This is a genomic window from Flavihumibacter profundi (assembly GCF_020076305.1).
GTDB classification, from domain to species: domain Bacteria; phylum Bacteroidota; class Bacteroidia; order Chitinophagales; family Chitinophagaceae; genus Flavihumibacter; species Flavihumibacter profundi.
In genome coordinates this window covers 971,751-996,745 of record NZ_JAIQXE010000002.1, presented here as the reverse complement: position 1 = coordinate 996,745, position 24,995 = coordinate 971,751, and the positions used below count along the sequence as shown (strand labels likewise).

The following is a 24,995-nucleotide window of genomic DNA, read 5'->3' as shown; positions in this document are numbered from 1 at the left end:
ATCATCATGAAGATTTTATTGACTTTATTGATTGGAATAAGCCTGCAGTTTACAGCAATAGCGCAAAATTCAGTGACCGGAAAAATCCAGGACAGTATAAATAACAGCCCGTTGGCAGGAGCGACCGTTCATTTGCTGAATAAGGGATTTTCACGCACCCTGGTTTCCACAAAAAATGGCGAATTTACATTTTCAGACATCCCCAATGGATCCTATTTTTTACGGATCAGTTTTGTCGGGTTTAGCCGGATTGAAAAACCTGTTGAACTAAGAGGCGGAAATATTAACCTGGGCATCATCCAGTTGCAAAAAGGAGCCAAAAGCCTCGAAGAAGTTGTGGTAAAGGCTAATACGCCCCCGGTACAGCAAAAGGGTGATACGGTGCAATTCAATGCAAACCAGTTTAAGGTGAACCCAGATGCCAATGTAGAAGACCTGGTGAAGAAAATGCCGGGTGTAACTGTCGATAACGGACAGGTGAAGGCCCATGGGGAACAGGTGAAAAAAGTAACGGTAGACGGACGTGAATTCTTTGGAGATGATGCCACGGCAGCACTGCGCAACCTTCCGGCGGAAATTGTGGATAAGGTCCAGGTATTTGACCGGTTAAGCGACCAGGCGCAGCTTACCGGCATTGATGATGGCCAGGGCTATAAGGCCATTAATATTGTTACCAGGGAAGACCGTCGCAATGGGCAGTTCGGCCGCGTTTATGCAGGCTATGGTACAGAAGACCGTTACCAGGGCGGAGGTTCCGTGAACTTTTTCAAGAAAACGCAGCGCATCTCTGTTGTAGGCCTTTTCAATAATATCAACCAGCAGAATTTTGCCGGAACAGATATACTCGGCCTGACTACGGGCGGGAGTGGCCGCGGTGGTGGTGCCGGCAGGGGTGGCCCGGGTGGTGGCGGGAATAATTTCCAGGTGCAAAACCAAAACGGTATCACGAAGACCAACGCATTAGGAATTAATTTCAGTGACGTCTGGGGCAAGAATTTCAACTTTACCGGCAGCTATTTTTACAATAACAATGATAATAACAACAATTCAGTTTCAAACCGCGAACAGCTGATCACCCCTGATTCAAGCACATTCTACAATGAAGGATCCAAAATAGACAGCAAAGGCACCAGTCACCGCGTCAATATGCGCATGGAATACAAGATCGATTCGAACAATTCCCTGCTGATTACGCCCACTTTCAATTACCAGCAAAATAATAACGTCCAGGATATAACCGGCTTAACCAGGTTGCAGGACAAGACCCTGATCAACAGCACTGACAACTTCAACCAGACAAAGGGTGATGGCTATAATTTCAACAATAACATTTTATTCAGGCATTCCTTTGCAAGTAACAAAAGAAGGTCATTTGTAATCGGGCTTACCACAGGAATCAATAACCGAAACTCGACCCAGGAGGTTTCTGCCATCACCACCATGTATAAAACCGGTATCCCGGTTTTTGATTCCACGCTCCAGCAACAGCTTGCCGAGACTAAAGGCTATAACCTGTCAGCAAATATCAACTATACGGAGCCGTTAGGTAAAAAAGCCATACTGCAATTCACCTATAACCCTTCCTACAGCTATAGTGACGCAGACCAGCGGACCTGGAAGTTCGAAGACAACACAGGCAAGTACAGCAAGTTTGACACCAGTCTCTCTAATGTATTTACCAGCCAGACGACCACCCAGCGGGCCGGTGTGAGCTACCGTTTCGGCGACCGTGATAAAAACTTTTCATTTGGTATCGACGGCCAGCAATCCACCCTGGATAACAACCAGACGTACCCGGCTACAGGTACCCTGAAGAAAACATTCAGCAACTTACTGCCAAACGCCATGCTCTGGTGGAAGCTGAACGCCATGAGTAATATCAGGATATTCTATCGCAGCGGTACCAGCAATCCATCCGTGAACCAGTTGCAGAATGTAATCAATAATTCCAACCCTTTATACTTCACTACAGGTAACCCCCAGCTTGAGCAATCCGTTTCGAACCGCCTCGGTGGCCGGTATATTTATACCAATAGCAGGAAAGGCAATAGTTTTTTTGTAAACCTCTTTGCAACGCAGACAGATAATTATATTACCAATGCAACTTATACGGCTTATGCTGACTCGGTACTAACACCAACTGTAACCATGCATGAAGGCGCACAGTTGTCCAAGCCCGTAAACCTGAATGGATACTGGAATACCAATATTATGCTCACCTATACCTTCCCGTTAAAATCCATCAAGTCGAATCTGACCTTCAATGCCGGCAATGTCTTTACCAGTACCCCGGGCATCATCAACAATGTGCTCAATACGGCCAAAACCCTTAACTGGAATGGCGGATTTCTATTAGGCAGCAATATCAGCCAGTATGTCGATTTCAATATCAACTACAACGCCAACTACAGTACGGTAAAAAACAGCTTCCAGCAATCGCTGGATAATCATTATTTCAGCCAGTCTGCTGGTGTGGGACTAAACCTGCTGAGTAAAAACGGCTGGGCTTACCAGACCGATATCAATAACCAGTTATACCGGGGATTAACGGCCGTTTTCAACCAGAATTTCTGGTTATGGAATATGGCTGTTGGAAAGAAATTCCTTAAGGACCAGAAAGGTGATTTACGGTTATCGGTATTTGACCTGCTGAAGCAGAACCGCAGCATCAGCAGAACGGTTGCAGCCAACTATATTGAGGACGTCCAGACAAAAGTGCTGACGCAGTATTTCATGTTAACCTTTACCTATAAGATCAAAAATTTTGGCAAGGCGCCGGCACAACAACAACGGAGGATGGAAGGTCCTTGGGGGCCGCCACCGGGAGCGCCTGGTGGTCCGGGTGGAATGCCAGGCGGACCTGGCGGAATGCAGGGTGGATCTGGAGGAATGTAATTTGGTACCGGTCAATCAGTAAATTAGCAGTTTTCAAGGTATCAACCGGAAACATTGAACGAGACCGAATTAATTGTAAGACTGCAGCAAAAAGAAGAAGCAGCCTTTCGCCAGTTGGTGGAAGGCTGGAAAGACCGGATATACAATACGGCTCTTGGATTGATACAACAGGCTGAAGATGCGGAGGACATTACCCAGGATGTATTTGTTACTGCCCTGGGATCGATAGGTGAATTCCGGGCTGAATCGGGCATCAGCACCTGGCTATACAGGATCACGGTGAATAAATCTATTGACCACCTCCGGAAGAAGAAACGGAAGAAGCTATTTGGCCTGGTACTGTTGATCCGGGGGAAAAATGGCGGGCAGGAAAATGACAACCCCGATTTTATTCACCCGGGGGTGCAACTGGAAAAGAAACAGGAAGCAGCAATATTATTTTCAGCTATCCGGAAATTGCCTGAACAGCAAAGGATAGCTTATAGTTTGCATAAAGTTGAAGGATTGCCTATGGCAGAAATCGGAAAAATTTTAAACCTTTCGGAAGGCGCAGTAGAATCATTACTGCAAAGGGCGAAACAAAATTTAAGAAAATCACTGCTCAGTTATTACCAAAATAATCGTCATGAAAGATAAAGGGGACATTGAATCAAAAACAGATGCAGCACTCAATAGCCTGGATGGGCTGCAGCGGGCAGCCGCTTCACCATTTCTGTATACTAAAGTCCAGGTAAAATTAAAAGAAGACAGAAGTGCATGGTCAGCCCTGGGCCGCTTTATATCGCAGCCTAAGGTAGCAATATCTGTATGCCTGATTTTACTATTGCTCAACACCTGGATCCTCTTATCTGTGATTTCTTCGCGGGTTGATGAAAGGGCAGAACAGTTAAATGACCTGGCGCTGGAATACCATTTTGAAACACCTGCCTTACCAGAACAAAATCCCATCCAGCCATGAAGCAAATCAATAATAAAACATTAATTGTAATAATCGCCGTGTTGCTGGTTTCCAACCTGGTCTTATTAGGCATGGGCTTAAGAGTTTTTCCACGGAAAAAAGGTCCCCGGGAAATGCGTTCACCCACTGAATTCATGACTCGTGAATTACAATTAAATAAAGACCAGGCAGCCAAATTTACTGCCATGTGGGAAGAGAACAAACAAACCAACAAACCGCTTTATGATTCCCTGAAATTGTACAGGGCGGATTTGTATAACCGCCTTAAAACAGGCAGCCAGCCCGATTCCCTGGCTATCCGGCTGGCAGATCGCATTGGTGAATTTGAAAAACAAGTGGTGTTGAATAACAATATCCATTTTGGTAAAGTAAGAGCCATTTGTTCACCTGAGCAACAAATAAAGCTGGATACTGTGATCCTGAAAATGGGCAACAGGAGAAGGTAAGAAGTTACCATTTATACGGACCGAAGCAACCTTGCAGGTAAAAATACAATACCTTTTATGAGGGCCAACACGCCCCCTACAGCAATCCCAAGAATCCTGAATGGCAAAAGAATAATCCAGACCAATGGATACAGGACCAAAGCCAGCAAGGCTATGGGCCAGGAGATGATAAATAATAATATCCAAAGCAGGAATGTAAACATGACATAAAGTTACAAAGGAAATTATTCCACCAGGGTCACTCCATCCTCTTTAACGACCATTTGTACTTTTATCCCGCATTTCAGGGCATAATTATTCCGCTGGTGGCCAACAGGAAAATCGAAGCAAACCGGGAATCCGCAATCGCCAACTTTTTCCAGTACAATCTGGTAAAGGCTCCGGTTAAACTCTTCAGCGGGATCTTCTGAAGGCTTTATTTTAAACCCTCCGATAACCAGGCCGGCAAGGTTTTCCAGTTTGCCGCTTCTTTTCAGGCTCCAGAACATCCGGTCGATGCTGTACAGGTATTCGCCCGTGTCTTCCAGGAACAGAATTTTCCCTTTTGTTTTGATGTCGGAAGCAGATCCTGCAATCGATTCAATAGTTTTACAATTCCCGCCGATGAGTTCACCCCTTGCCTTACCCAGCCGATTGCTTTCATGGGGAGGGATGCTGAAGGACATGGGTTTCCCAAAAAGTGCGTCGCGGATAGAAAGGATAGTGTCCTGGACCATGGGCTCGGCGAACAGCCAGTTATCGGGAAAACTATTACACATTTTAGAATGGATGGACGCTATTTTTACCACCCTGTTAAGGTGTGCATGCAGAACAGTAACATCACTAAACCCGATCAGCCATTTCGGGTGATGCCTCAACCCGCTAAAGTCAAGCTGGTCGATGATCCTGACCATTCCATATCCGCCCCTGGCGCACATAATGGCTTTCACTTCGCGGTCATTGATCAATTGCTGAAAATCACTAACCCGTTCAAGGTCTGTGCCCCCGAATGTACCATCCCTTTTTCCAATAGTTGACCCAACTTTTACAGTCAGGCCCCAGGATTGCATTTGGCTTAGTGCAGGTTGAATTTCTTCAGGGGTAATAAAACCGGCGGGCGCTGTAACAGCGATTGTATCACCCGGTTTAAGGTAGGGCGGAATATGGGTACCCATGCTATCCTCATCCGCCAGGTCTCCTAATGCTTTAAGCGGTAAGGCTGCCGTTGCAAGCAGTCCCTGCCAGATAAAATCTTTCCTTTCCATATTCTTACAATTGAAATCCCATTCCATTGCTCAGGGCCTGCTGGTATTTTTTCATATCGAACCTGTAATAATAAGGCGCTTTAGGGGTAACCCCAACCTTTCTGTCCTTTAGTCTTTTTAAGATGCCTACGCCAAGTATCTTTCGCTGGAAATTCCGGCGGTCGAGCGTTCTACCCAAAATTGTTTCGTACAATTTTTGCAGCTCAGGCATGGTGAATTTTTCGGGCAAAAGGCTGTAGCCAACCGGGCGGTAATTCAATTGAAGGCGGAGGAATTCCAGCGCATCTGCAACCAGGCTGGCATGGTCCATGATCATTTCCGGCAATTCATACACATTAAACCATTCCGCCTCGGTGGAAAATCCATCAAAGCTGGGCGTTGCTTTATTAAAATCAACCAGGGCATAATATCCAACGGTAATGAACCTTTCAAACAACCAGCCCTTATCATTTTTGATACCGGCTTCCTCCCATAATTTTTTATTTACAACCTGCGTAGCCCGGTCTGCCTGGCCAAATACTTTAAATTGTTGCATGTAGATGTCAACCAGGCCGGTCCGTTCTTCCAGGGTACGGTGGGCAGCACTGTCAATATCTTCCTCACGGCCAATCAGTCCGCCGGGTAAAGCCCAGCCCCTGGCGAATTTAGCCTTCAGCAACAATATCTTCAGTTCCCCGGCATTAAAGCCAAATATGATACAGTCAATGGAAATGTTGCGCAGGTAAGATTCATGCCCTTTGGCAAAAAGCTGTTTTATCTCCTGGTTAAACGCCATTCCCAAATCTACATCCTACCCAACAGATATCAGCATTTATACCGGTTTAGCCAGGAAAAAAATAGTCCGGGTAAAATCAAATGCGTTTGGATTGCCTGCCACGCGGCCTCCCTCCTTATCTTTGCGCCATGTTAGCACCAAAAAGATACCTGATTACAGCGGCCCTTCCCTACGCCAACGGGCTGAAACATATTGGTCACCTGGCCGGCGCCTACCTGCCAGCGGATATATATGTGCGTTACCTCCGCAGCCAGAAAAGGGATGTTGTTTTTGTATGTGGCAGCGATGAGCATGGCACTGCAATCCCGATCCAGGCAATGAAGGAAAATACTACCCCGCAGGCGATAATAGACAAGTACCATGGCATCATTAAATCGAATTTTGAGGACATGGGCATTTCTTTTGACATATATCACCGCACCAGTTCACCGCTGCACCACGAAACCTCCCGGGAGTTTTTTACCGTGCTGAACAATGCCGGCGAACTGGAAACAAAGGAAACAGAACAATATTTTGATGAGTCTGCCAAAACCTTCCTGGCTGACCGGTATATTAAAGGCACCTGCCCGAATTGCGGTTTCCCCGGCGCTTATGGCGACCAGTGCGAAAAATGCGGAACAGCACTTAGTCCGGATGAACTAATCAACCCGGTGAGTACCCTAAGCGGGCAGCCCCCGGTAAAAAGGAAAACCACCCATTGGTACCTGCCGCTTAACAGGCATGAAGCGTTCCTGCGGCAATGGATCATTGGGGATCATAGCCAGGACTGGCGGGCCAATGTGGTAGGACAGTGTAAAAGCTGGATAGATGGCGGGCTTCAGCCCCGGGCAGTTACGCGCGACCTCGACTGGGGTATAAAAGTGCCCCTTGAATCAGCAGCCGGCAAAGTGCTTTATGTTTGGTTTGATGCACCTATAGGCTATATCAGCGCAACCAAACAATGGGCAACAGACAGCGGAAAAAACTGGGAACCATACTGGCAGGATAAGGACACCAAGCTGGTCCATTTTATCGGGAAAGACAATATTGTTTTCCATTGCATCATTTTCCCGGTTATGCTGAAGCTTCATGGCTATATCCTGCCTGACAATGTTCCCAGCAATGAATTCCTGAACCTGGAAGGCGACAAGATGAGTACCAGCAGGAACTGGAAACTCGACATGCAGGATTATATAGATGATTTTGTAAAAAAGGAAAATGGTGGCGCCCCACTGGTTGATGCATTACGATATTACCTTACCCAGATTGCCCCGGAAACGAAGGACAGCGAATTCACCTGGAAGGGTTTCCAGGATGCCGTGAATAATGAACTGGTGGCAATTTTTGGAAATTTTGTAAACCGGGCTTTTGTACTGATGCATAAACTGACATCAGGGAAAGTGCCGCCATTGCACCAGGACCTGCTGGATGATAAAGACCAGGGCCTGATTGCTGATATCCAGCTCGCAAAAAACAGGATTGAGAGCCTGCTGGAAGCCTATAAATTCCGCGAAGCGCAATTCGAGGTGATAGACCTTGCAAGGAAAGGCAATAAATACATGCAGGAGAAAGAACCCTGGATAAAAGCGAAAAAACTTGCCGATGGCGCCGCAACTGCAGATGAACAACAAAAGGCACAACAGGAAATAGACAATACCTTACACATTTGCCTGCAACTCTGTGCCAACCTGGCTATTTTCATGAATCCATTCCTGCCCAATACGGCAAAGAAAATGATATACCTGATGAAGGTTGTAGATAAAATGCTGGAATGGGAAAATGGCGGGAAAATTAAATTATTAAGTGTTGGTTACAGCCTCAGGGCACCGGAACTATTATTCAGAAAAATTGAAGACATGGAAATACAGGAACAGATAGACAAATTAAAAAACAACAGTGTGCCAGCCCCTGGTGAAACAGCAGAAGCTGCAGTTCCCGCAGGTGAGCCGGCAAAGGAGGTTTCAAATCCGGTTAAACAGGAGATCGTTTTTGACGATTTTGCAAAAATCGACTTAAGGGTTGGCACAATTATATCAGCTGAGAAAGTGGAAAAGGCAGATAAACTATTAAAACTATCCGTAGACCTGGGTTTCGAAACCCGGACAATTGTGAGTGGCATAGCACTGCATTTTAAACCAGAGGAAATTACCGGCAAACAAGTTGTGGTTGTTGTAAATTTAGCACCGCGGAAAATGCGCGGTATAGAAAGCAATGGCATGATCCTGATGGCAGAAGACGGAAATGGAAAACTGCATTTCGTTCGCCCTGAAACTGTGATTAATGCAGGTGCAGGTGTCAGTTAAAAATTAAATACAATTTCGCATATTCCTGGAGGTTGCCACACACAAGTTGCAACCTCCTTTTTTTTGAGTAATTTGTAGTGCATGGCGATGAGAAAATGGATAAAATGGGGCATAATTGCAATTAGCGGGATTTTACTGATCCTCACGCTGTCTATTGGTCTCTGGATCCGATTAAGGACAGTGTCTGCAGTACAGGAGTTAGTGGCTAATTTATCCGATGGGAAATATGCGCTCAGGGCAAGCTCAATAAGGGTTGACCCTTTCCACATGAAATTCAATGCCAAAAAAATTTACATTTATCCAGTTCATAAAGGCAGCAGCAACAGTGAGTTCGAATTGAAGGCAGATAGCCTTTCGCTGGAGTTGAGCCATATTTTCGAATTGCTTTTGTTCAAAAAGCTGAATGTTGACAATTTTTCCATTGCCAACCCATCCCTGGAGTTGCGTGTATATGAAAAAAATGACCGCGAAAAAAAAGCGCCGGTTCCATTACACCAGCAGGTGGCCAGGATACAAACGGTTTTTTTCGAAGTACTGGAGTCCCTGAAAGTGAAGAAGTTCAGGTTAGCCCAGGGCAATATTGCCTATTATCCCGAACTAAATGTCAGCAACGGCCGCTACTACCTGGACAATATAAACCTGTCAATAGACAACCTACATTTACTGGAAAAATTCACATCCGGCAAACGCCAGAATAAAGCCGCAATACACCTGGAATTGCTGGATCCCAAAATAGAATATCCTGACTCTTCTATAACTGTCGACCTGAAGCATTTCGACTGGAACACGAAAAACAGGCATTTCGATATAACCGGACTTGGATTTCATAAATCTCTCGTAACAAAAGGTGATACCTCTGGATTTGAATTAGAGGATATAGAATTGGATTCAATGAACTGGAACAAATTACTCACCCAGGGTGTAGTTGAACTAGGCGAACTAAAAGCCAGCAGAGGCAGTTTTACAAGCAACGACTTCTCCTTTAAAAAGAAAGTAAAAGACAGCCTTAATATTGCCAAAAATGGCAACCTGCTTGATGTGATCGGACCCATACTGATTAAGCGCCTGTCTATTCATGAAATTAAGTTTGCAGGCAATACACATACAGCCCGGGGCAAAGAAACCATTCAGATTAATGGAGACCAGCTTGAGGTAGAAAACCTGGTCATCGATAAATCACTGAAGAATAAAGTCGAATTGCAGGAACTGAGCCTGAAAGTAAGGGCCTTTATGGAAAATGACAGCAGCAAAACTTTCCAGGCCGGCTTTGATGAAGTGTTGATCCGGAAAAACAACCTCACCTTAAAAAATTATTACCTGCACTCTTTAAAGAATAACCGCCTGGGAGAGAATAAGATTGATGTAAGGGAATTAACCCTTGAAGAACTCTCCATTCAGGACCTGATCAATGGAAAACTGAAAGCCAGGGAATTAGTACTAACAACACCGCTTGTGCATATTAACCTGCCGGCTGCTAAAAAGAAAGGGAAGAATACCGACTGGCAAAAACTACAAGCCAATATCAGGAAGAAATTGGATATCGGTATTATCAGGATTAACAATGCTTCTGTCATAATTAAACAGGCAGGTCGTGAAACGCCCCTCGTTAAAACAGATTCTTTTTTTGCGATAATAGGAAGCCGCAATATACTCAGGTCGAAAACACTGGAAGAAATTTTTGAAGGCCAGGGCTCTTTTAGTATGCCAAAATTAGCAGTCAGGACACCGCTTATAAATATCGATTTCCAAAATGCAGCATACGATAAAAAGAATTTTCATGCCGCATCTGCCAGCGGGGAAACAAAAAATGGAACTGTAAAATTCAAACTCAATAACATTTTTGCCCGGGATATCAATCCCGCAAGCATAATACACCAAAAAGATTCCGGTTTGTTGAGGTTATTGGATATTGGCAATGGTGATATAGTAATCCGCATACCCGAAAGAAAGGCGGAAGACAATAATAGCGCCACTTCAGAACTAGTTCGTACAATCAATAGCGGACCATTAAAATTCCACATTTTCGCTAAAGCCTGGTCACTGGAAACAGAGTTCGACAGCATTTATATAGAGCGCCTGAAAAAACAGGAAGGTATATGGACATGGCAGGAATACCTGTTAAAGGGGAATAACCTGAAAATAAATCACCCGCTGATAAAAGGCAATTCAGGATCTTTTGAATTTGCATCGAACCATGACGCAGTAATATATAACAGCCACTGGGAAATTAACCATCCGAAGCTAATGGCAACTGCACAATTACCTTCGATGCAAGTCACCAATGACATCATCTCTACAAAAAAACCTTTGAACGACATACAGCAAATTTCACTGAAAGACCCTGTCATTACAGTACTCCTTAAACAATCGGGAGTGGCAAATCCCAAAGGGAATAAAACTAAATACACAGAACTACCAGCCATCAGTTTGCAGGACCCAAGGATAAATATCAGTAAACATAAGGGGGACAGTATTATAGAAATTGCCGGCGTGGATGGGGGCAAAATGGCTGTAGGCCGGATGCGCATTGATCCGGAGGCATTTGCAACAAACAGTCTCGAACTGGATCTTAAAAACATTGTTTCAAACCAGGAAAAATATGCTGTGCGGGTACCATACCTGAAGTTGCATACCGGTAACATCACTGTAAAAAAAGATGAACCCATACAAACCAATATAAATGCACTGTCAGTGCAAGATGGCAGGTTTGACTTTCACGACAGCAGCAGGCAATTATCCCTAAATGGAATAAATACCAGCATTGACAAAAGTTTCAGGCTAAATACTGCAAAAGATTCCCTGAAAAGATTGCTAACCACATTACCCCACCTAACCTTCCATACCAATAACCTGTTTTATGAAACAGGAGGCCGGCAAATAAGTGTTGACCAATTGCGGGTAGCGTCAGATAAAAAACAAATAAGTTTCGACAGCCTGAAGTGGGTAGGCACTATTTCGAGGGACAGTTTTTTTAAAGCAGCGAAAGTGCAGAAAGATTTTATACAGCTGCATGCCGGCAAAAGTTTGCTGAATGGATACAAGATGGTGGAAAGAGGCAAAGACACTGTATGGGCCATTGAACAGTTCAACCTGTCGAACCTGGGAATGTTACTGGAAAGAGATAAAAGATTTCCTGCAGACAGCATCAATTACCGGCCATTACTGACAGGCATGCTGCAAAATTTACCACTCCGGTTTTCCATGGGGAAAATAATCCTCGACCATGCTGCAATACGCTATAATGAAATCAGTGAGAAGAAAGGAAAAGAAGCCAGCATTTGGTTTTCAGATATAAATGCAACAATCGGGAATGTAAGGAATATTGATATCAGGCCAACAGACAGTCTTTCCCTGAACGCAAGGGCAAAACTGATGGATAAGGGAAATCTTCGCCTGGCGTTCAGGGAATCGTACACTGATAGCCTGCAGGGTTTTTTCATGCTGGCCAGGATGGGAAACATGGAATTTAATGCCTTATCACCATTGTTATTACCGCTTGTCAACATCAGGGTTGAAAGGGGAACTATTGATAGTTTATGGCTGAAGGCAAAAGCAAATGATTACCTGGCATTAGGAAAAATGGAAATGGACTATCGCAACCTTAAACTAAGCCTGTTAGATGATTCGGGCAGTAAAAAGAAATTCACGAGTTTCCTGATCAATACTTTATTAAAAGGGAAGAATGATAAAACCGGAATGGTTTATAAGGAGCGGTTAAGAAACAAATCGATGTTTAATTTTTGGGGTAAAATCGCGTTAAGCGGGTTATTGACAAATATAGGCGTACAAAAAAACAGGAAATACGCTAAAAAATATAAGCAACAAATGAAAACACTGAACCTGCCTCCAGACCTCCTTGAAGAGTAAAACCCACGGCCTAAAATCCCGGACAATAATTCCCCCAAATTCATTCCGGAATATCAAAATTCCTTAACTTCGAGCAAATTAGTTGTTTAGCTAACTATTATTTATATCATCGCGCGCTCTGAATAAAGTCTTGTAATATGAAAAGAACAATAAAAAAAATTGCGGTGCTTGGCAGTGGGGTAATGGGATCCCGGATCGCCTGTCATTTCGCAGGAGTTGGACTTCCCGTTTTATTGCTCGACATGGTGCCAAAAGAAGCAGTTGAAAGTACAGATAAGGCTATGCGCAATAAACTGGTAAATGATGCATTGCAGGCGGCAATAAAAAGCAATCCCTCCCCGGTATACACGAAAGATGTGGTGAAGAAGATATCCACCGGAAATTTCACCGACAACATGAAAGACATTGCCGGATGCGACTGGATCATTGAAGTTGTGGTAGAGCGGCTGGATATAAAGAAAATCATTTTCGAGCAGGTAGAACAATACCGTAAACCCGGAACCCTGATTACTTCCAATACATCCGGAATACCCATCCATATGATGGCAGAAGGCCGTTCAGATGATTTCAAAAAGCATTTTTGCGGCACCCATTTTTTTAATCCGCCACGCTACCTGCGACTATTGGAAATAATTCCTACACCTGACACAAGTGCTGATGTTATAGACTTCCTGATGAGCTATGGCAGCCTGCAGTTAGGCAAGACCACGGTACTTTGTAAAGACACTCCCGCATTTATTGCAAACCGTATTGGTGTTTATGGCATTATGGCCATATTCGGGCTGGTGGAGAAACTGGGATTGTCAATTGATGAAATTGATGCGTTAACCGGACCGGTAATCGGTCGCCCGAAATCTGCCACTTTCCGGACAGCGGATGTTGTAGGAATTGACACACTGGTTAAAGTTGCAAAAGGAGTCGCAGAAAATTGTCCCGCAGATGAGCAACGGGCAACTTTTACAATACCTGGCTGGCTTGATAAAATGATTACGAACAATTGGCTGGGCGATAAAACCGGGCAGGGCTTTTTCAAGAAGACCAAAGGTGCAGGTGGCGATAAGGAAATACTTACCCTGAACCTGGCCACCCTGGAATATGGCGCAAGGCAGCGGCCAAAATTTGCTTCACTTGAAGCTGCAAAACCAGTTGAAGACCTAAAAACCAGGTTGCAGATGCTGGTGCAGGGAACTGATAAGGCCGGTGAATTTTACCGGTTGTTCCACTATGGTTTATTCTCTTATATCTCGCACCGGATACCTGAAATTTCAGATGAAATTTACCGTGTGGATGATGCCATGATGGCCGGTTTTGGCTGGGAGATCGGCGCCTTTGAAAGCTGGGATGTTCTGGGGGTAGAGAAAACAGCCGCGAAGATGAAAGAAGCAGGCTATACACCTGCACCATGGATAGATGAAATGATTGCATCCGGGGCAAAAACCTTTTACAGGATAGAAAATGGGAAGCGTTTATACTATGACGTAACCAGCAAAACATATAAGCCATTGCCAGGTGGAGAAGCATTTATTGTAATGAAGAATTTCGAAGGCCAGACCGTTTGGAAAAACAGTGCCTGCCGGACTTACCATTTGGGTGATGATGTACTAGGACTTGAATGGTATACTAAAATGGGAAGTATCGGCGGCGAAGTGCTGGAAGGTATAAATAAATCCATCTCGCTGGCAGAAGAAAAATATAAAGGCCTGGTGATCGCCAACGATACGACGAACTTCAGTGCCGGTGCAAATGTGGGTATGATTTTCATGTTTGCTGTTGAACAGGAATATGATGAGTTGGATATGGCCATCAGGCAATTCCAGCAATCCATGATGAGGGCCCGTTATTCGTCTGTACCAGTTGTAATAGCGCCACATGCCCTTGCATTGGGTGGGGCATGCGAGCTAACCCTTCACTCCGATAAGGCTTGTGCGGCTGCAGAAACGTATATCGGCCTTGTAGAGTTAGGCGTTGGCCTTATTCCGGGTGGCGGCGGCACCAAGGAATTCGCTTTGCGTGCTGCAGATGAAATGCATGAAGATGAACCGGAAACAATTACCCTGAAAAACCGTTTCCTGACTATTGCCACGGCTAAAGTGGCCACGTCAGCCCATGAGGCCTTCGAACTGGGTATTTTAAGGAAAGGCCTTGATGAAGTGGTATTAAACCCAGGCAGAAGGATCAGTGAAGCTAAAAAATCGGTCGTGGAAATTTATGACAGCGGTTATGTATTGCCGGTACAACGCACTGATGTAAAAGTACTTGGCAGGTCGGCACTAGGAGCACTACTTGCAGGCATCAATGGTATGTGGCGGGCTAACTATGCTACCGACCACGATGCTTTGGTAGCCCGGAAATTAGCATATGTAATGTGTGGCGGGGACCTTAGCGAACCAACATTAGTTTCAGAGCAGTACCTGCTTGACCTCGAAAGAGAGGCTTTTCTTTCCCTTTGCGGAGAAAAGAAAACACTTGAGCGGATACAAAGCGTATTAAAATCGGGAAAACCAATAAGGAATTAAAAATTAACGATTGATATAAACAGCTTGCCTGCACACTTGAGAAAAGAGGCTGCCCGAAAAGGCAGCCTCATATTTTTTCACATGCGAAGTTACTTTCTATTCTGCTTTACAATTTCACCAGTTTTCTTATCTTTTAAAATCAGGCTGATATCGCCATTGGGTAATATTTCCTCCTTAATCAGGTAATACTGTTCATTATAAGAGGTGAATTTTTCGCCGCTCTCCGCTATTTCATCCCCCCGCCAATCATCAATCACTACTGGTTCCCAGTTTTTGGTTGAGGCAGATAAAAATGCAGCGTCCAAAATAGCATTAACAATATAACCGTCGTAAAAGCTTTCCAATGGTTTACGTCCTGTTTCGATTGCCTCAAACATATCGGTAAACATATTCGGGTATCCCAGTTCATGCGCTTCATCGCCCACAGGAAAAAGCCACCCGCTATTGCTTTCCGCTTTCTCCGCTACATATCCTCCTTTGCCCGTGCTGAACATTTCAAAACCAGTCCTTAAAAAACCATTGATCCAGATGGTACCTTCCGTACCCATCACTTCATCGCGCAAATCCATCCCGCCCCTGAAGTTCCAGCTCACTTCAAACTGGCTGATGGCGCCATTGGCATATTTTACAAGGCCAATTGCGTGGTCTTCAGCCTCAATGGGATGCACCTGCGTCGCGGACCAGCACATCACTTCAACAGGCCTTATATTTTTACCAATAAACCCCCTGCCAATTTCCACGCAGTGGCAACCCAGATCAATTATAGCCCCGCCTCCGCTTTTTTCCTTGTCCCAGAACCAATCGCTATGCGGGCCTGGATGGGCTTCCCTGGATTTTGTCCACAAGACCCGCCCTATTGCCCCGCTTTGTATACTTTCTACTGATTTCAGGAACTTGGGCGTATAACAAAGGTCTTCAAGGTACCCGCCAAAAATTCCCGAATCTTCAACCATCTGCAACATCTTTTTTGCTTCTGCAGCGGTGCGGCCCAATGGCTTCGTGCACAACACATGTTTTTTAGCCCTGGCGCAAGCTTCAACAGCCATTTCATGCAGATGGTTGGGCAGTGAAATCAATACCACTTCAACATCAGGATGGCTGATGGCCAATTCCATGTCGTCAGTAAAATGAGGTAAATGGTAATCATCCGCAAATCTTTTTGCATTCCTGATATTTCTGGAATACACCGTACAAATTGAGTCTTTTCTTCTTTGGGCATGAAGTGAACTGGCATAAAAGCGGGCAATAAAACCAGAGCCCAGCATCGCAATTTTCATGGACAATTAATTAAGTGTTTGGGTTATTTGCAGGAAACAACCTGTTTGGTATCATTCCGGGCAAGGCAATCTTTTTTGACAGATAATTTGCCGATTTAATTTAAGTTATTTAATGCTATACCAGGTTGGTAAAATGAAAAAGTTGCGGGGAAATTTCGCCGTTTTTTACCACTTATAAAATTCATTTCGGCGGGCGCCAATCCCAGCTTAACTTGATAAAAAAACCATGGATGTATTGGAGCTTACTAATATCACTAAATCCTATGGTAAGGTAAAAGCCCTCAATGGTATCAGCCTGGCTGTGCCAGAAGGTGCAATTTTCGGCATACTTGGCCCAAATGGCAGCGGAAAGACAACATTACTAAGTATCATATTAGATGTTTTGTCAGCCGACAACGGGCAATATAAATGGTTTGGCCAAAAGGGCAGTAAAGAGCAGCGAAAGCAAATTGGGTCCCTGCTTGAAACCCCCAATTTTTACCATTATTTATCGGCTGTCAGCAATCTAAAGATCACGCAAAGCATTAGTGGCCGTGGCATGGTGGCTGATATTGAAAATGCGCTAAAGACTGTTGACCTATTTGACCGGCGCAACAGTCGTTTCAGCAGTTTCAGCCTTGGCATGAAACAGCGACTGGCAATTGCAGCAGCCCTGCTGGGCGACCCGAGGGTACTGGTTTTAGATGAGCCAACCAATGGCCTTGATCCGGTTGGCATTGCAGAAATCAGGGACCTGATTAAAAACCTGCATAAAAGAGGGCATACTATCATTATGGCAAGCCACTTACTTGATGAAGTGGAAAAAATCTGCACCCATGTTACCATACTTAAAACCGGTAATATCATTGCAACCGGCGAAGTGGATGAAGTGCTTTCTGATGAAGACACCATTGAATTGGGAAGTGCTGATAACCCTGCGTTATTCAGGTTGCTGCAAGATTATCCGGGATTGCTGCATTGCAAAACTGAAGGCAAACTACTATTACTTGGATTTGAAAAAGGTAAAGCCGATGCTGCGGCCATCAATAATTTCTGTTTTAAGAATGGGTATGTTTTGCAGCACCTGGCAATAAAAAAGAAGAGACTGGAAACCAGATTTTTCGAACTGACCAATAATTAACAAAAAAAATCATGATATCACTGCTGAAAACGGAATGGCTCAAGATGCGAAACTATCCTGCATTCTGGCTTTTACTGGGGCTTTGTGTTTTGTCATATCCGGGTATAAATATTATGGCGATAAATATTTACCAGAACATTATTGAAAAAAAATCTGCTGCCGGCCAGGTGTTGAGCATACTCCTTGGCGAACCATTTTCATTTCCTGAAGTCTGGAGGACCACCGCCTATTTTTCATCCTTGTTTATTTTTATTCCGGCTGTATTAGTGATCATGCTCATCACCAATGAATTCACTTACAAAACACACCGGCAAAATATTATTGATGGCTGGAGCAGGCAGGATTTCATGTTGGCCAAACTGATTGATGTTATCATTGTTTCCCTGCTTGTAACAGCGCTGTATGCCACTGTTGCATTAATAATCGGCATAACTTATACCAGTGCTCCCACAGAAGGAAAATGGACCCTGGTATATTATGTTGGTTTATTTGCCCTGCAAACTTTTTCGCAATTATCAATTGCCTTCCTGGTGGGTTTGGTTGTGCGAAAATCATTTATAGCACTTGGCGTTTTCCTGTTTTATTCAATGGTAGCCGAACCAATCGGAGTAGGCCTATTGCGTTATAAATATTTCAAAAATGATATAGGCCGGTTTTTCCCCTTTGAAATTTCTGACCGCATTATACCTGCCCCGGCTTTTATGAAGGGTATTGATGAAAAAGAATACCAGGCAGCGCTGGATGCTGTTTCCAGGCATGTAGTATATACAATTATACTTGTGATTGTAACCTGGGGTATAAATTACCGGGTATACCAGAAGCGTGATTTATAATGAACCGAAAGCGCTTTCAATAGTGGGATAAGTATACTGAAAGCCGGCTTGCCGGCATTTAGCAGCACTTACAGTAGTACTTTTCAAAACTTCAATACTCATTTCTCCCAAAACCATTTTAAGCATAAATTCAGGAACATGAACTGGCAGGAACAAATTGCCTTTGATTTTCCTTGCCAGTGCCAAAGTCAATTCTTTGTTGCTGACAGGCTTGGGTGCAACAGCATTAAACACCCCACTCCAACTATCATTCTCAATGGCAGTGTTGTACAAACGGATTAAATCAGCCAGGTGAATCCAGCTGATTACCTGGTTACCGCTTCCCAGAATAGCTGCAATACCAAGCCTGATGGGCTTAATGAATTCCTTTAAAGCACCGCCCTTTTCGGACAATACGATTCCTGTCCTTAAGATAACCAATCGAATACCCATTGCTGTTACTTCCTGCATGCTTTCCTCCCATTCCCTGCAGGTATTGCCCAGGAAGTCACTGGCAGCCGGCTGATTTTCTGTAAATGGTGCAGGATTCGGAACTACCGGATCAGGGCCATACCAACCAATAGCCGAGGAGCAAACAACTGTTTTTACCTGGTTCGGGATTTCTTTCAAAGCTTTACACAGTAAAGCACCGCTTTCCACCCTGCTGTCCCGGATTTCTGCTTTCCTGCGGTCTGACCATCTTTTTTCTGCAACGCCGGCGCCTGCCAGGTGGATGATATGGTCGGCAACTGCTATTGCTTCGCGGTCGATTGTACCGCGTTGAATATCCCAGGCGGCATAGCGCATTTTATCTGTACTGGTATAGTTTGAAGGCGTCCTTGTAAGTACAATAACCTGGTGATTATTTTGCAGTAAAAATTCTGTCATGGCACGGCCAATAAGCCCGGTGCCACCTGTAATTAAAATCGTAGCCATACTGATACTAACAAATAATTGACCAGGTAGTTTGAAGCCTGGTTAATAGTGAACAAAAAAGGCCCCTCGCAAATGCGAAGGGCCGACTATCCTTTATGGATAACAACTAAAAACAAACTCATTTTCAAGGCACATAATACCTGACTAGTCGGGCTTTTTGCCGTCCAGGAAAGTATTAATGGTGCTGATCTGGGAATTATTGTGCTCATCTGTTTTCACCGTATAATTGCTATAAAAGTTTTCAGCCGGTGAAACAGTGTTATAAAGTTCAAGATTGCGGCGGATATAGGCCGGCACAGTGTCAAACTCGTTATTAGGGTCTGCAGCATTGATGTTGAATGACAGATTCCGTAGTTTCTGTATCCTTTCAGCGGCTTTCCGTTTCTGTTCCTCCGCTTCGTCCGGCATCGCCGGCTCCTCAGCAGGAGAGGTCCGATTGTTATCGGAATAAGAAGGTAGAGTTGATGGTGCCCCAGGCTGATCCGCCGCAGGAGAAACATCTTTAATCACCAGTTGCATATCGAACGAAGGTTCATCTTCTTTCTGTGGCAATGCCGGCAACTGTTGAGGGATGGGTTCATTCACAGGAGGAGTCGCAAATTCCATTTTGGAATTGATTTCCGGACGACTAGCCGGTTCTGCATAAATATTGGAAGGCTTGGCCAAGTATCCCCCGGATGCTGCAGACACCGGAGAATTCGTTTCAACTATCTTTAATTCAATTCTTTCTTCAGTGGTACTATCGAAATTGCTTTGCGAATCTAGGTCAGCAATGCTATTTCTATCTGATAAGTTATCAACCGTAATATTACGGTCTGAATCATCCGTAAAATACACAATGGATTCAGGCTGCTCTTCTACCAGCACAGGTTGCATGGCAGAAGGCTTTTCTACAACAGGTGCTTGTGGCACTACCCTTTTTTCTTCCTGGAAAAATGGCAAAACCGGTTGATCATATATTTTAGCTTCTTCATTACGCGCACCAAGAGTCATCAGGATTTTTTCTTCCTTTTTAGCCTCGGGTTTTCTCTCAGTCTTTCTGTCAAATGGGTCCTTATACTCAAATCCGGTAGCAATAAGCGTAATACCTATTTTATCCTCCAATGTATTATCATAACCCAACCCGAGTATCACATCAGAATCTTCACCTGCCTGGCTAAGCAGGTAACTCTGGATAGTATCAACTTCATCCATCGTGAATTCATGCTGACCTTCAGCTGAATTAATATTTATCAAAATCCATCGTGCGCCCCTGATATCGTTATCATTCAGTAATGGTGAATTGAGGGCTTCTTCAATGGCTTGCTGCGCGCGGTTTTCACCGGAAGCGGCAGCATTTCCCAAAATTGCCACACCGCCATTGCGCATAACAGTGCATACATCGGCAAAATCGACATTTATCTGTCCGGTGCTGCTGATTACATCGGTAATACATTTTGCAGCAGTAGCCAGTACATTGTCAGCTTTTGCAAAAGCTTCTTTCATTTTGAGGTTACCATACTGGTGGCGCAACTTATCATTACTGATCACCAGCAGGGTATCAACATATCCTTTTAATTGCTGGATGCCTTCTTCCGCCTGGATTTGCCTTTTCCGACCTTCATAGGAAAAAGGTGTAGTAACAATACCGACAGTCAAGATGCCAAGTTCCTTACAAATCCTGGAAATGATCGGGGCACCGCCGGTTCCGGTACCACCGCCCATGCCAGCAGTGATAAAAGCCATTTTGGTGTTAACTTCCAATATGCGCTTGATTTCTTCGAGGCTCTCCTCTGTGGCCTGCTTGCCAATTTCCGGATTCGCACCGGCACCCAGGCCCTGTGTAAGATGTGGCCCCAATTGTATTTTATTGGGAACCTGGCTAAGTGCAATTGCCTGTGCATCCGTATTACAAATAATAAAATTCACGCCGTCAATACTTTGACTGAACATATGGTTAACTGCATTGCTTCCGCCGCCTCCAACACCAATCACCTTAATTATGGATGATTTTTCCTTCGGTAAATCAAAGTGTATCATATTCACAAATTGTTTTCGACTCGCTGTTTCCAGCAGGTTGTTAAGAATAATGGGTTATAAAATCGTTTGGTTAGTAAGAATCCTATAAATGCTGATCTTCTTCTTCCTTAAATAAATCAATCAGGTTGTCTTTAAACTTGCTCCAGAACCTGTTGATGCCAAGTTCAGTTTTTCTGTTTCCAACAGGTACTGATTCCGCCTCAACAGAAGCAACCCTTTCAATTTCTTTTTCCTTTTGCAATTCCCTTGGAATTTCAACAGGCCTGAAATGGCGATCGAACTGCTTTCTGTTGCGCTCATAGTCATCATATCCTTTCAGGATTAAACCGATACAGGTTGCATACATAGGCTTGGTAAGCTCATCAATATGCCCGGATGCCAGGTGCTCGTTGGGATAACCGATCCTGGCATTCAACCCTGTTACATATTCAGTTAACTGGATCAGGTGTTTCAACTGGGAACCTCCCCCAGTTAATACAATCCCACCATTCAACATCCTGCTATCCATCCCTACCTGTTTCAAATGATAGGTCACAAAATCCATGATTTCGCTCATCCTGGCCTGGATGATGTTGGCCAGGTTCTTCACGCTGATTTCCTTAGGGGGCAATCCGCGCATACCCGGAATAGTTATAAAGGCATTTGCTTTGGCTTCATTAGCCAACGCTGAACCGAACTGGACTTTCATTTGCTCTGCCTGTGTTTTCAAAACACCAAGTCCGGTTTTGATATCATTTGTAATATTTTCACCACCAAACGGAATTACAGCAGTGTGCTTAAGGATACCTTCATAAAAAACAGCCAGGTCAGTGGTTCCGCCACCGATATCAACAATTGCAACACCAGCTTCAATGTCTTCCTGGCCCATTACAGCCGCCGCTGAAGCAAGTGGTTGCAGCACCAGGTCTTTGGTATGTAACCCGCTTTTTTCAACAGCACGGTTAATATTCCTTATCGCATTTTTATCGCCTGTAATGATGTGGAAATTGGCGCCCACTTTCACCCCGCCATAACCAATCGGGTTGGGAATATTCTGAAAATTATCCACTGTAAACTCCTGCGGTATTACATCAATGATCTGGTCTCCGGCAGGAATATATGTTTTATACTGGTCTGCAACGAGCTGGTCAATTTCACGCTGCGTGATTTCTTCATCAGTGGTTTGCCGGACTATATCTCCCCTGGTTTGTAAGCTTTTAATATGATGGCCGGCTATACCAACATATACTTCACTGATCTCAAGGTTTGGATTGGACGCATAGCAATTTTCCAAAGCACAGGCAATCGCCTTGATCGTTTCATCGATATTCAGCACCTGGCCATGTTTTACACCATTGCTGTTCGCACGACCAAATCCCAGTATCTCCAATTTTCCAAATTCATTTTTCCTGCCTGCTATTGCTGCAATTTTTGTTGTCCCTATATCGAGCCCTACAATAATGGGTTGTTCATGGTTCATCAGTTATATGTTTTTAGTTGTTGTTACAATTTTTTCTTCATCACAGCCTTCGGCTGCTTGCCAGTATTCGTTTGCACAGGGGATGGATCGGGACCGGGTTTTCTTTCGGATTGGGATATTGGAGATGCAGTAACAGCAAGGTTTTGAACATTACTATTAACCAATAAAGATGTATCAGCAAAATTCCTCCACACTATTTTTTTATCCACGGATGTGGATATTGTATTTCCTTTTATACCTATAACCTGCTTGTCAAATTGCACATCAATTGCCTGGTAATAATCAAAGCCTGTTTTCGAAAGCACTTGTTTATAAAAAATCTGCAATTTGTTGAACTTGTTCTCAATATTTTCCCCATCACCAAAAAGGATAATATGATTGCCAATCAGGGGTATTATCTCAAACTTCTGGTTAACATTCAAATTCACTTGTGCTATCTGTGCCATCCAGAAAGGGTCCGTATTCATAATCCTGCTAATACCCTTCACACCCGAAAGCAATACACTGTCTGCAGCCTGCCTTATTTTTAGTTTTTCCGGCATTCCCGTAAAAACAGGCAGTTTAACCGGGGGCTTTCCAGGTGCAAGCGGCAGGTATTTACCGGTGCTGTCTATATAATAAGAATTTCCGGCTGCGGTAAAAACCCGGGCCAATGGCTCCCTTTCCTGTATCCTGATCTGTAAAACCCTATCCTGGTCAATAAACAATTCCGCATCACTGACCCAGCTTTGCTGGCGCAACTTTGACTCCATACCACGCAAATCGAAACTTGCTACCGGCATTCCCTTAAAAGACGCAGATCCGTTTGGACCAATCAATTTCCAGATATCCGATTTATCAATAAACAGGTAATTGTGCGCACCGTTGATTTCAACCTTTGCCCCTTTGCAGCTGGCATCATTAGTTTTGCGAATGGCAGCAATTAAAATAACCAGCAGGGAAACACCAGCCAGCAGCCACGCGCAGGCCACTAAAATCTTCCTGATATTGATGCGGCCCTTACTCATGCTTCTTCGATCAAACGTTTTATAGGTTGAACCAGGGTGTCAATATCTCCGGCCCCGGCTGAAATCAGTAAATTCCCCTGGCGACTACCTGCATTATCCAGAATATGTTGCCGTATATAATTTTCCAGTTCGTCCTTTTCCAGTAACACAACATGACCTGGTCTCATCTGGTCACTGATTATCTTACTGGTAACACCTTCCATCGGTAATTCCCTTGCCGGATAAATCGGCAGCAAAACAACTTCATCTGCAAGATCAAGGCTTGCTGCAAACCCGGCAGCCAGGTCACGGGTTCTCGAAAAAAGATGTGGCTGAAAAATGACGGTGCATTTTTTACCAGGGAACAATGCTTTCGCTCCGGTAATCAGTGCCTTTAATTCTTGTGGATGGTGTGCATAATCATCAACAAAAATCAGTCCGGTCTTTTTAACCACATATTCAAACCGACGCCTTACGCCGCGAAATGCCTCTACCGCAGACTTTATTTTATCTTCGTTTATACCAAGTTGATGAGCTATAGCAACAGCCACTACAGCATTCTCTACATTATGCAACCCACCCATATGCAAAACAATGCGCGATATTTTTGCAGCAGGCATCACAACAGAAAATTCGTAACTGCCATCCTGCATTTTAATATCTGAAGCATAGATGTCCGCCGCAGTATTATCCAGACTATAGGTCAAATGATGCCCTGCCCTCAGTTCATTAGATTTAGGAAGACCATATTTACTAAAAAGTGTTCCCTGGGGCTTAATACATTTACTAAAATCCACGAAAGCTTCCTGCAAAGCTTCTTCCGTGCCATAGATATCGAGATGGTCGGGATCCATGGAGCTGATCACTGCGATATCGGGATGCAGCCTCAAAAAACTGCGGTCATACTCGTCCGCTTCAATTACCGCAACATTTCTAGGGTCACTCCAGAAATTGGTTTGGTAGTTTACGGCAATACCACCCAGGAAAGCATTACAACCATAGCCGGTATGCCGCAAAATATGTGCAGTCATACTGGTAGTAGTCGTTTTCCCATGGGTCCCACCTATACATATGTTAAAAGAACTATTGCTGATAATTCCTAAAACCTCACTTCTTTTCTTTACAGGATAGCCGCCTTGCTGATAAAAAACAAGCTCTGCATGTGTTGATGGCACAGCCGGCGTATATACTACCAACCCAACCTGCCTGGGTATTAAGGCGATATTCTCTTCATAATGAATATTCACGCCCTCATTTTCCAATGCACGCGTCAATGGTGTTGGTGTTTTATCATAACCGCCCACTTCCTTACCCAGCGATAAAAAATACCTGGCCAGGGCACTCATACCAATTCCACCGATACCGATAAAATAAACACTTTGTATGTCTTTAACTGAAAGCAA

At 44.2% G+C, this 24,995-nt stretch carries 18 protein-coding genes; 10 read left to right on the top strand and 8 right to left on the bottom strand.

The window, feature by feature from the left end:
* Positions 1-6: 6 nt before the first annotated feature.
* Genes LAQ65_RS14110 through LAQ65_RS14090 form a run of 5 tightly spaced genes read left to right on the top strand, consistent with a single transcriptional unit; the run spans position 7 to position 4,509 of the window.
* A complete protein-coding gene (locus tag LAQ65_RS14110) occupies positions 7-2,895 on the top strand; it encodes a TonB-dependent receptor (protein ID WP_224117621.1) in 2,889 nt (962 codons plus the stop codon).
* A 54-nt stretch (positions 2,896-2,949) separates the two neighbouring features.
* On the top strand, positions 2,950-3,531 hold the full coding sequence (locus LAQ65_RS14105; protein WP_224117620.1) for an RNA polymerase sigma factor: 582 nt from the start codon (positions 2,950-2,952) through the stop codon (positions 3,529-3,531).
* Positions 3,521-3,853 (top strand): hypothetical protein, encoded by a 333-nt coding sequence (locus LAQ65_RS14100; protein ID WP_224117619.1) that lies wholly within the window; start codon positions 3,521-3,523, stop codon positions 3,851-3,853. The genes LAQ65_RS14105 and LAQ65_RS14100 overlap by 11 nt, the downstream gene beginning before the upstream one ends.
* Positions 3,850-4,299: a periplasmic heavy metal sensor gene (locus LAQ65_RS14095; protein WP_224117618.1), complete on the top strand. Its 450-nt coding sequence runs from the start codon at positions 3,850-3,852 to the stop codon at positions 4,297-4,299. Before LAQ65_RS14100 ends, LAQ65_RS14095 begins: the two co-directional genes overlap by 4 nt.
* A gap of 57 nt (positions 4,300-4,356) precedes the next feature.
* Positions 4,357-4,509, top strand: coding sequence for a hypothetical protein (locus LAQ65_RS14090; protein ID WP_224117617.1), 153 nt, complete (start codon positions 4,357-4,359; stop codon positions 4,507-4,509).
* A gap of 14 nt (positions 4,510-4,523) precedes the next feature.
* Here the strand turns inward: LAQ65_RS14090 and LAQ65_RS14085 are convergent, their stop codons facing one another.
* Both LAQ65_RS14085 and LAQ65_RS14080 read right to left on the bottom strand, forming a co-directional pair.
* Positions 4,524-5,543 carry a S66 peptidase family protein gene (locus tag LAQ65_RS14085; protein WP_224117616.1) on the bottom strand — a complete coding sequence of 340 codons (1,020 nt, stop codon included), beginning with the start codon at positions 5,541-5,543 and terminating at the stop codon, positions 4,524-4,526.
* A gap of 4 nt (positions 5,544-5,547) precedes the next feature.
* Positions 5,548-6,318: an NUDIX hydrolase gene (locus LAQ65_RS14080; protein WP_224117615.1), complete on the bottom strand. Its 771-nt coding sequence runs from the start codon at positions 6,316-6,318 to the stop codon at positions 5,548-5,550.
* Between the two features lie 128 nt (positions 6,319-6,446).
* Between LAQ65_RS14080 and metG the strand changes: the two genes are divergently transcribed.
* The 3 genes from metG to LAQ65_RS14065 all read left to right on the top strand — a co-directional run bounded on the left by metG (position 6,447) and on the right by LAQ65_RS14065 (position 14,983).
* Positions 6,447-8,600 carry a methionine--tRNA ligase gene (gene metG / locus LAQ65_RS14075; RefSeq protein WP_224117614.1) on the top strand — a complete coding sequence of 718 codons (2,154 nt, stop codon included), beginning with the start codon at positions 6,447-6,449 and terminating at the stop codon, positions 8,598-8,600.
* 81 nt (positions 8,601-8,681) lie between these two features.
* Complete coding sequence (locus tag LAQ65_RS14070; RefSeq protein WP_224117613.1) at positions 8,682-12,467, top strand: hypothetical protein; 3,786 nt, start codon at positions 8,682-8,684, stop codon at positions 12,465-12,467.
* Between the two features lie 137 nt (positions 12,468-12,604).
* Positions 12,605-14,983: a 3-hydroxyacyl-CoA dehydrogenase/enoyl-CoA hydratase family protein gene (locus LAQ65_RS14065; RefSeq protein ID WP_224117612.1), complete on the top strand. Its 2,379-nt coding sequence runs from the start codon at positions 12,605-12,607 to the stop codon at positions 14,981-14,983.
* A gap of 89 nt (positions 14,984-15,072) precedes the next feature.
* Here LAQ65_RS14065 and LAQ65_RS14060 read toward each other — a convergent pair whose 3' ends face one another.
* Positions 15,073-16,260 carry a Gfo/Idh/MocA family protein gene (locus LAQ65_RS14060; protein WP_224117611.1) on the bottom strand — a complete coding sequence of 396 codons (1,188 nt, stop codon included), beginning with the start codon at positions 16,258-16,260 and terminating at the stop codon, positions 15,073-15,075.
* Between the two features lie 226 nt (positions 16,261-16,486).
* On the opposite strand from LAQ65_RS14060, the gene LAQ65_RS14055 reads away from it, so the two are divergent.
* Complete coding sequence (locus LAQ65_RS14055; RefSeq protein WP_224117610.1) at positions 16,487-17,380, top strand: ABC transporter ATP-binding protein; 894 nt, start codon at positions 16,487-16,489, stop codon at positions 17,378-17,380.
* Positions 17,381-17,391: 11 nt separating this feature from the next.
* Complete coding sequence (locus tag LAQ65_RS14050; RefSeq protein ID WP_224117609.1) at positions 17,392-18,213, top strand: ABC transporter permease; 822 nt, start codon at positions 17,392-17,394, stop codon at positions 18,211-18,213.
* On the opposite strand, the gene LAQ65_RS14045 is transcribed toward LAQ65_RS14050, so the two are convergent.
* The 5 genes from LAQ65_RS14045 to murC form a co-directional block, all read right to left on the bottom strand.
* Positions 18,208-19,128: a TIGR01777 family oxidoreductase gene (locus tag LAQ65_RS14045; RefSeq protein WP_224117608.1), complete on the bottom strand. Its 921-nt coding sequence runs from the start codon at positions 19,126-19,128 to the stop codon at positions 18,208-18,210. The genes LAQ65_RS14050 and LAQ65_RS14045 overlap by 6 nt on opposite strands.
* A 144-nt stretch (positions 19,129-19,272) precedes the next feature.
* Entirely contained in the window at positions 19,273-21,147 is a 1,875-nt protein-coding gene (gene ftsZ, locus LAQ65_RS14040; protein ID WP_224117607.1) for a cell division protein FtsZ, read from the bottom strand.
* Between the two features lie 82 nt (positions 21,148-21,229).
* Positions 21,230-22,606 carry a cell division protein FtsA gene (gene ftsA, locus LAQ65_RS14035; RefSeq protein WP_224117606.1) on the bottom strand — a complete coding sequence of 459 codons (1,377 nt, stop codon included), beginning with the start codon at positions 22,604-22,606 and terminating at the stop codon, positions 21,230-21,232.
* A 23-nt stretch (positions 22,607-22,629) separates the two neighbouring features.
* The gene (locus tag LAQ65_RS14030) at positions 22,630-23,613 is read right to left on the bottom strand and encodes a cell division protein FtsQ/DivIB (protein WP_224117605.1); all 984 of its coding nucleotides are present in this window, start codon (positions 23,611-23,613) and stop codon (positions 22,630-22,632) included.
* Positions 23,610-24,995: a UDP-N-acetylmuramate--L-alanine ligase gene (murC, locus tag LAQ65_RS14025; protein ID WP_224117604.1), complete on the bottom strand. Its 1,386-nt coding sequence runs from the start codon at positions 24,993-24,995 to the stop codon at positions 23,610-23,612. Before murC ends, LAQ65_RS14030 begins: the two co-directional genes overlap by 4 nt.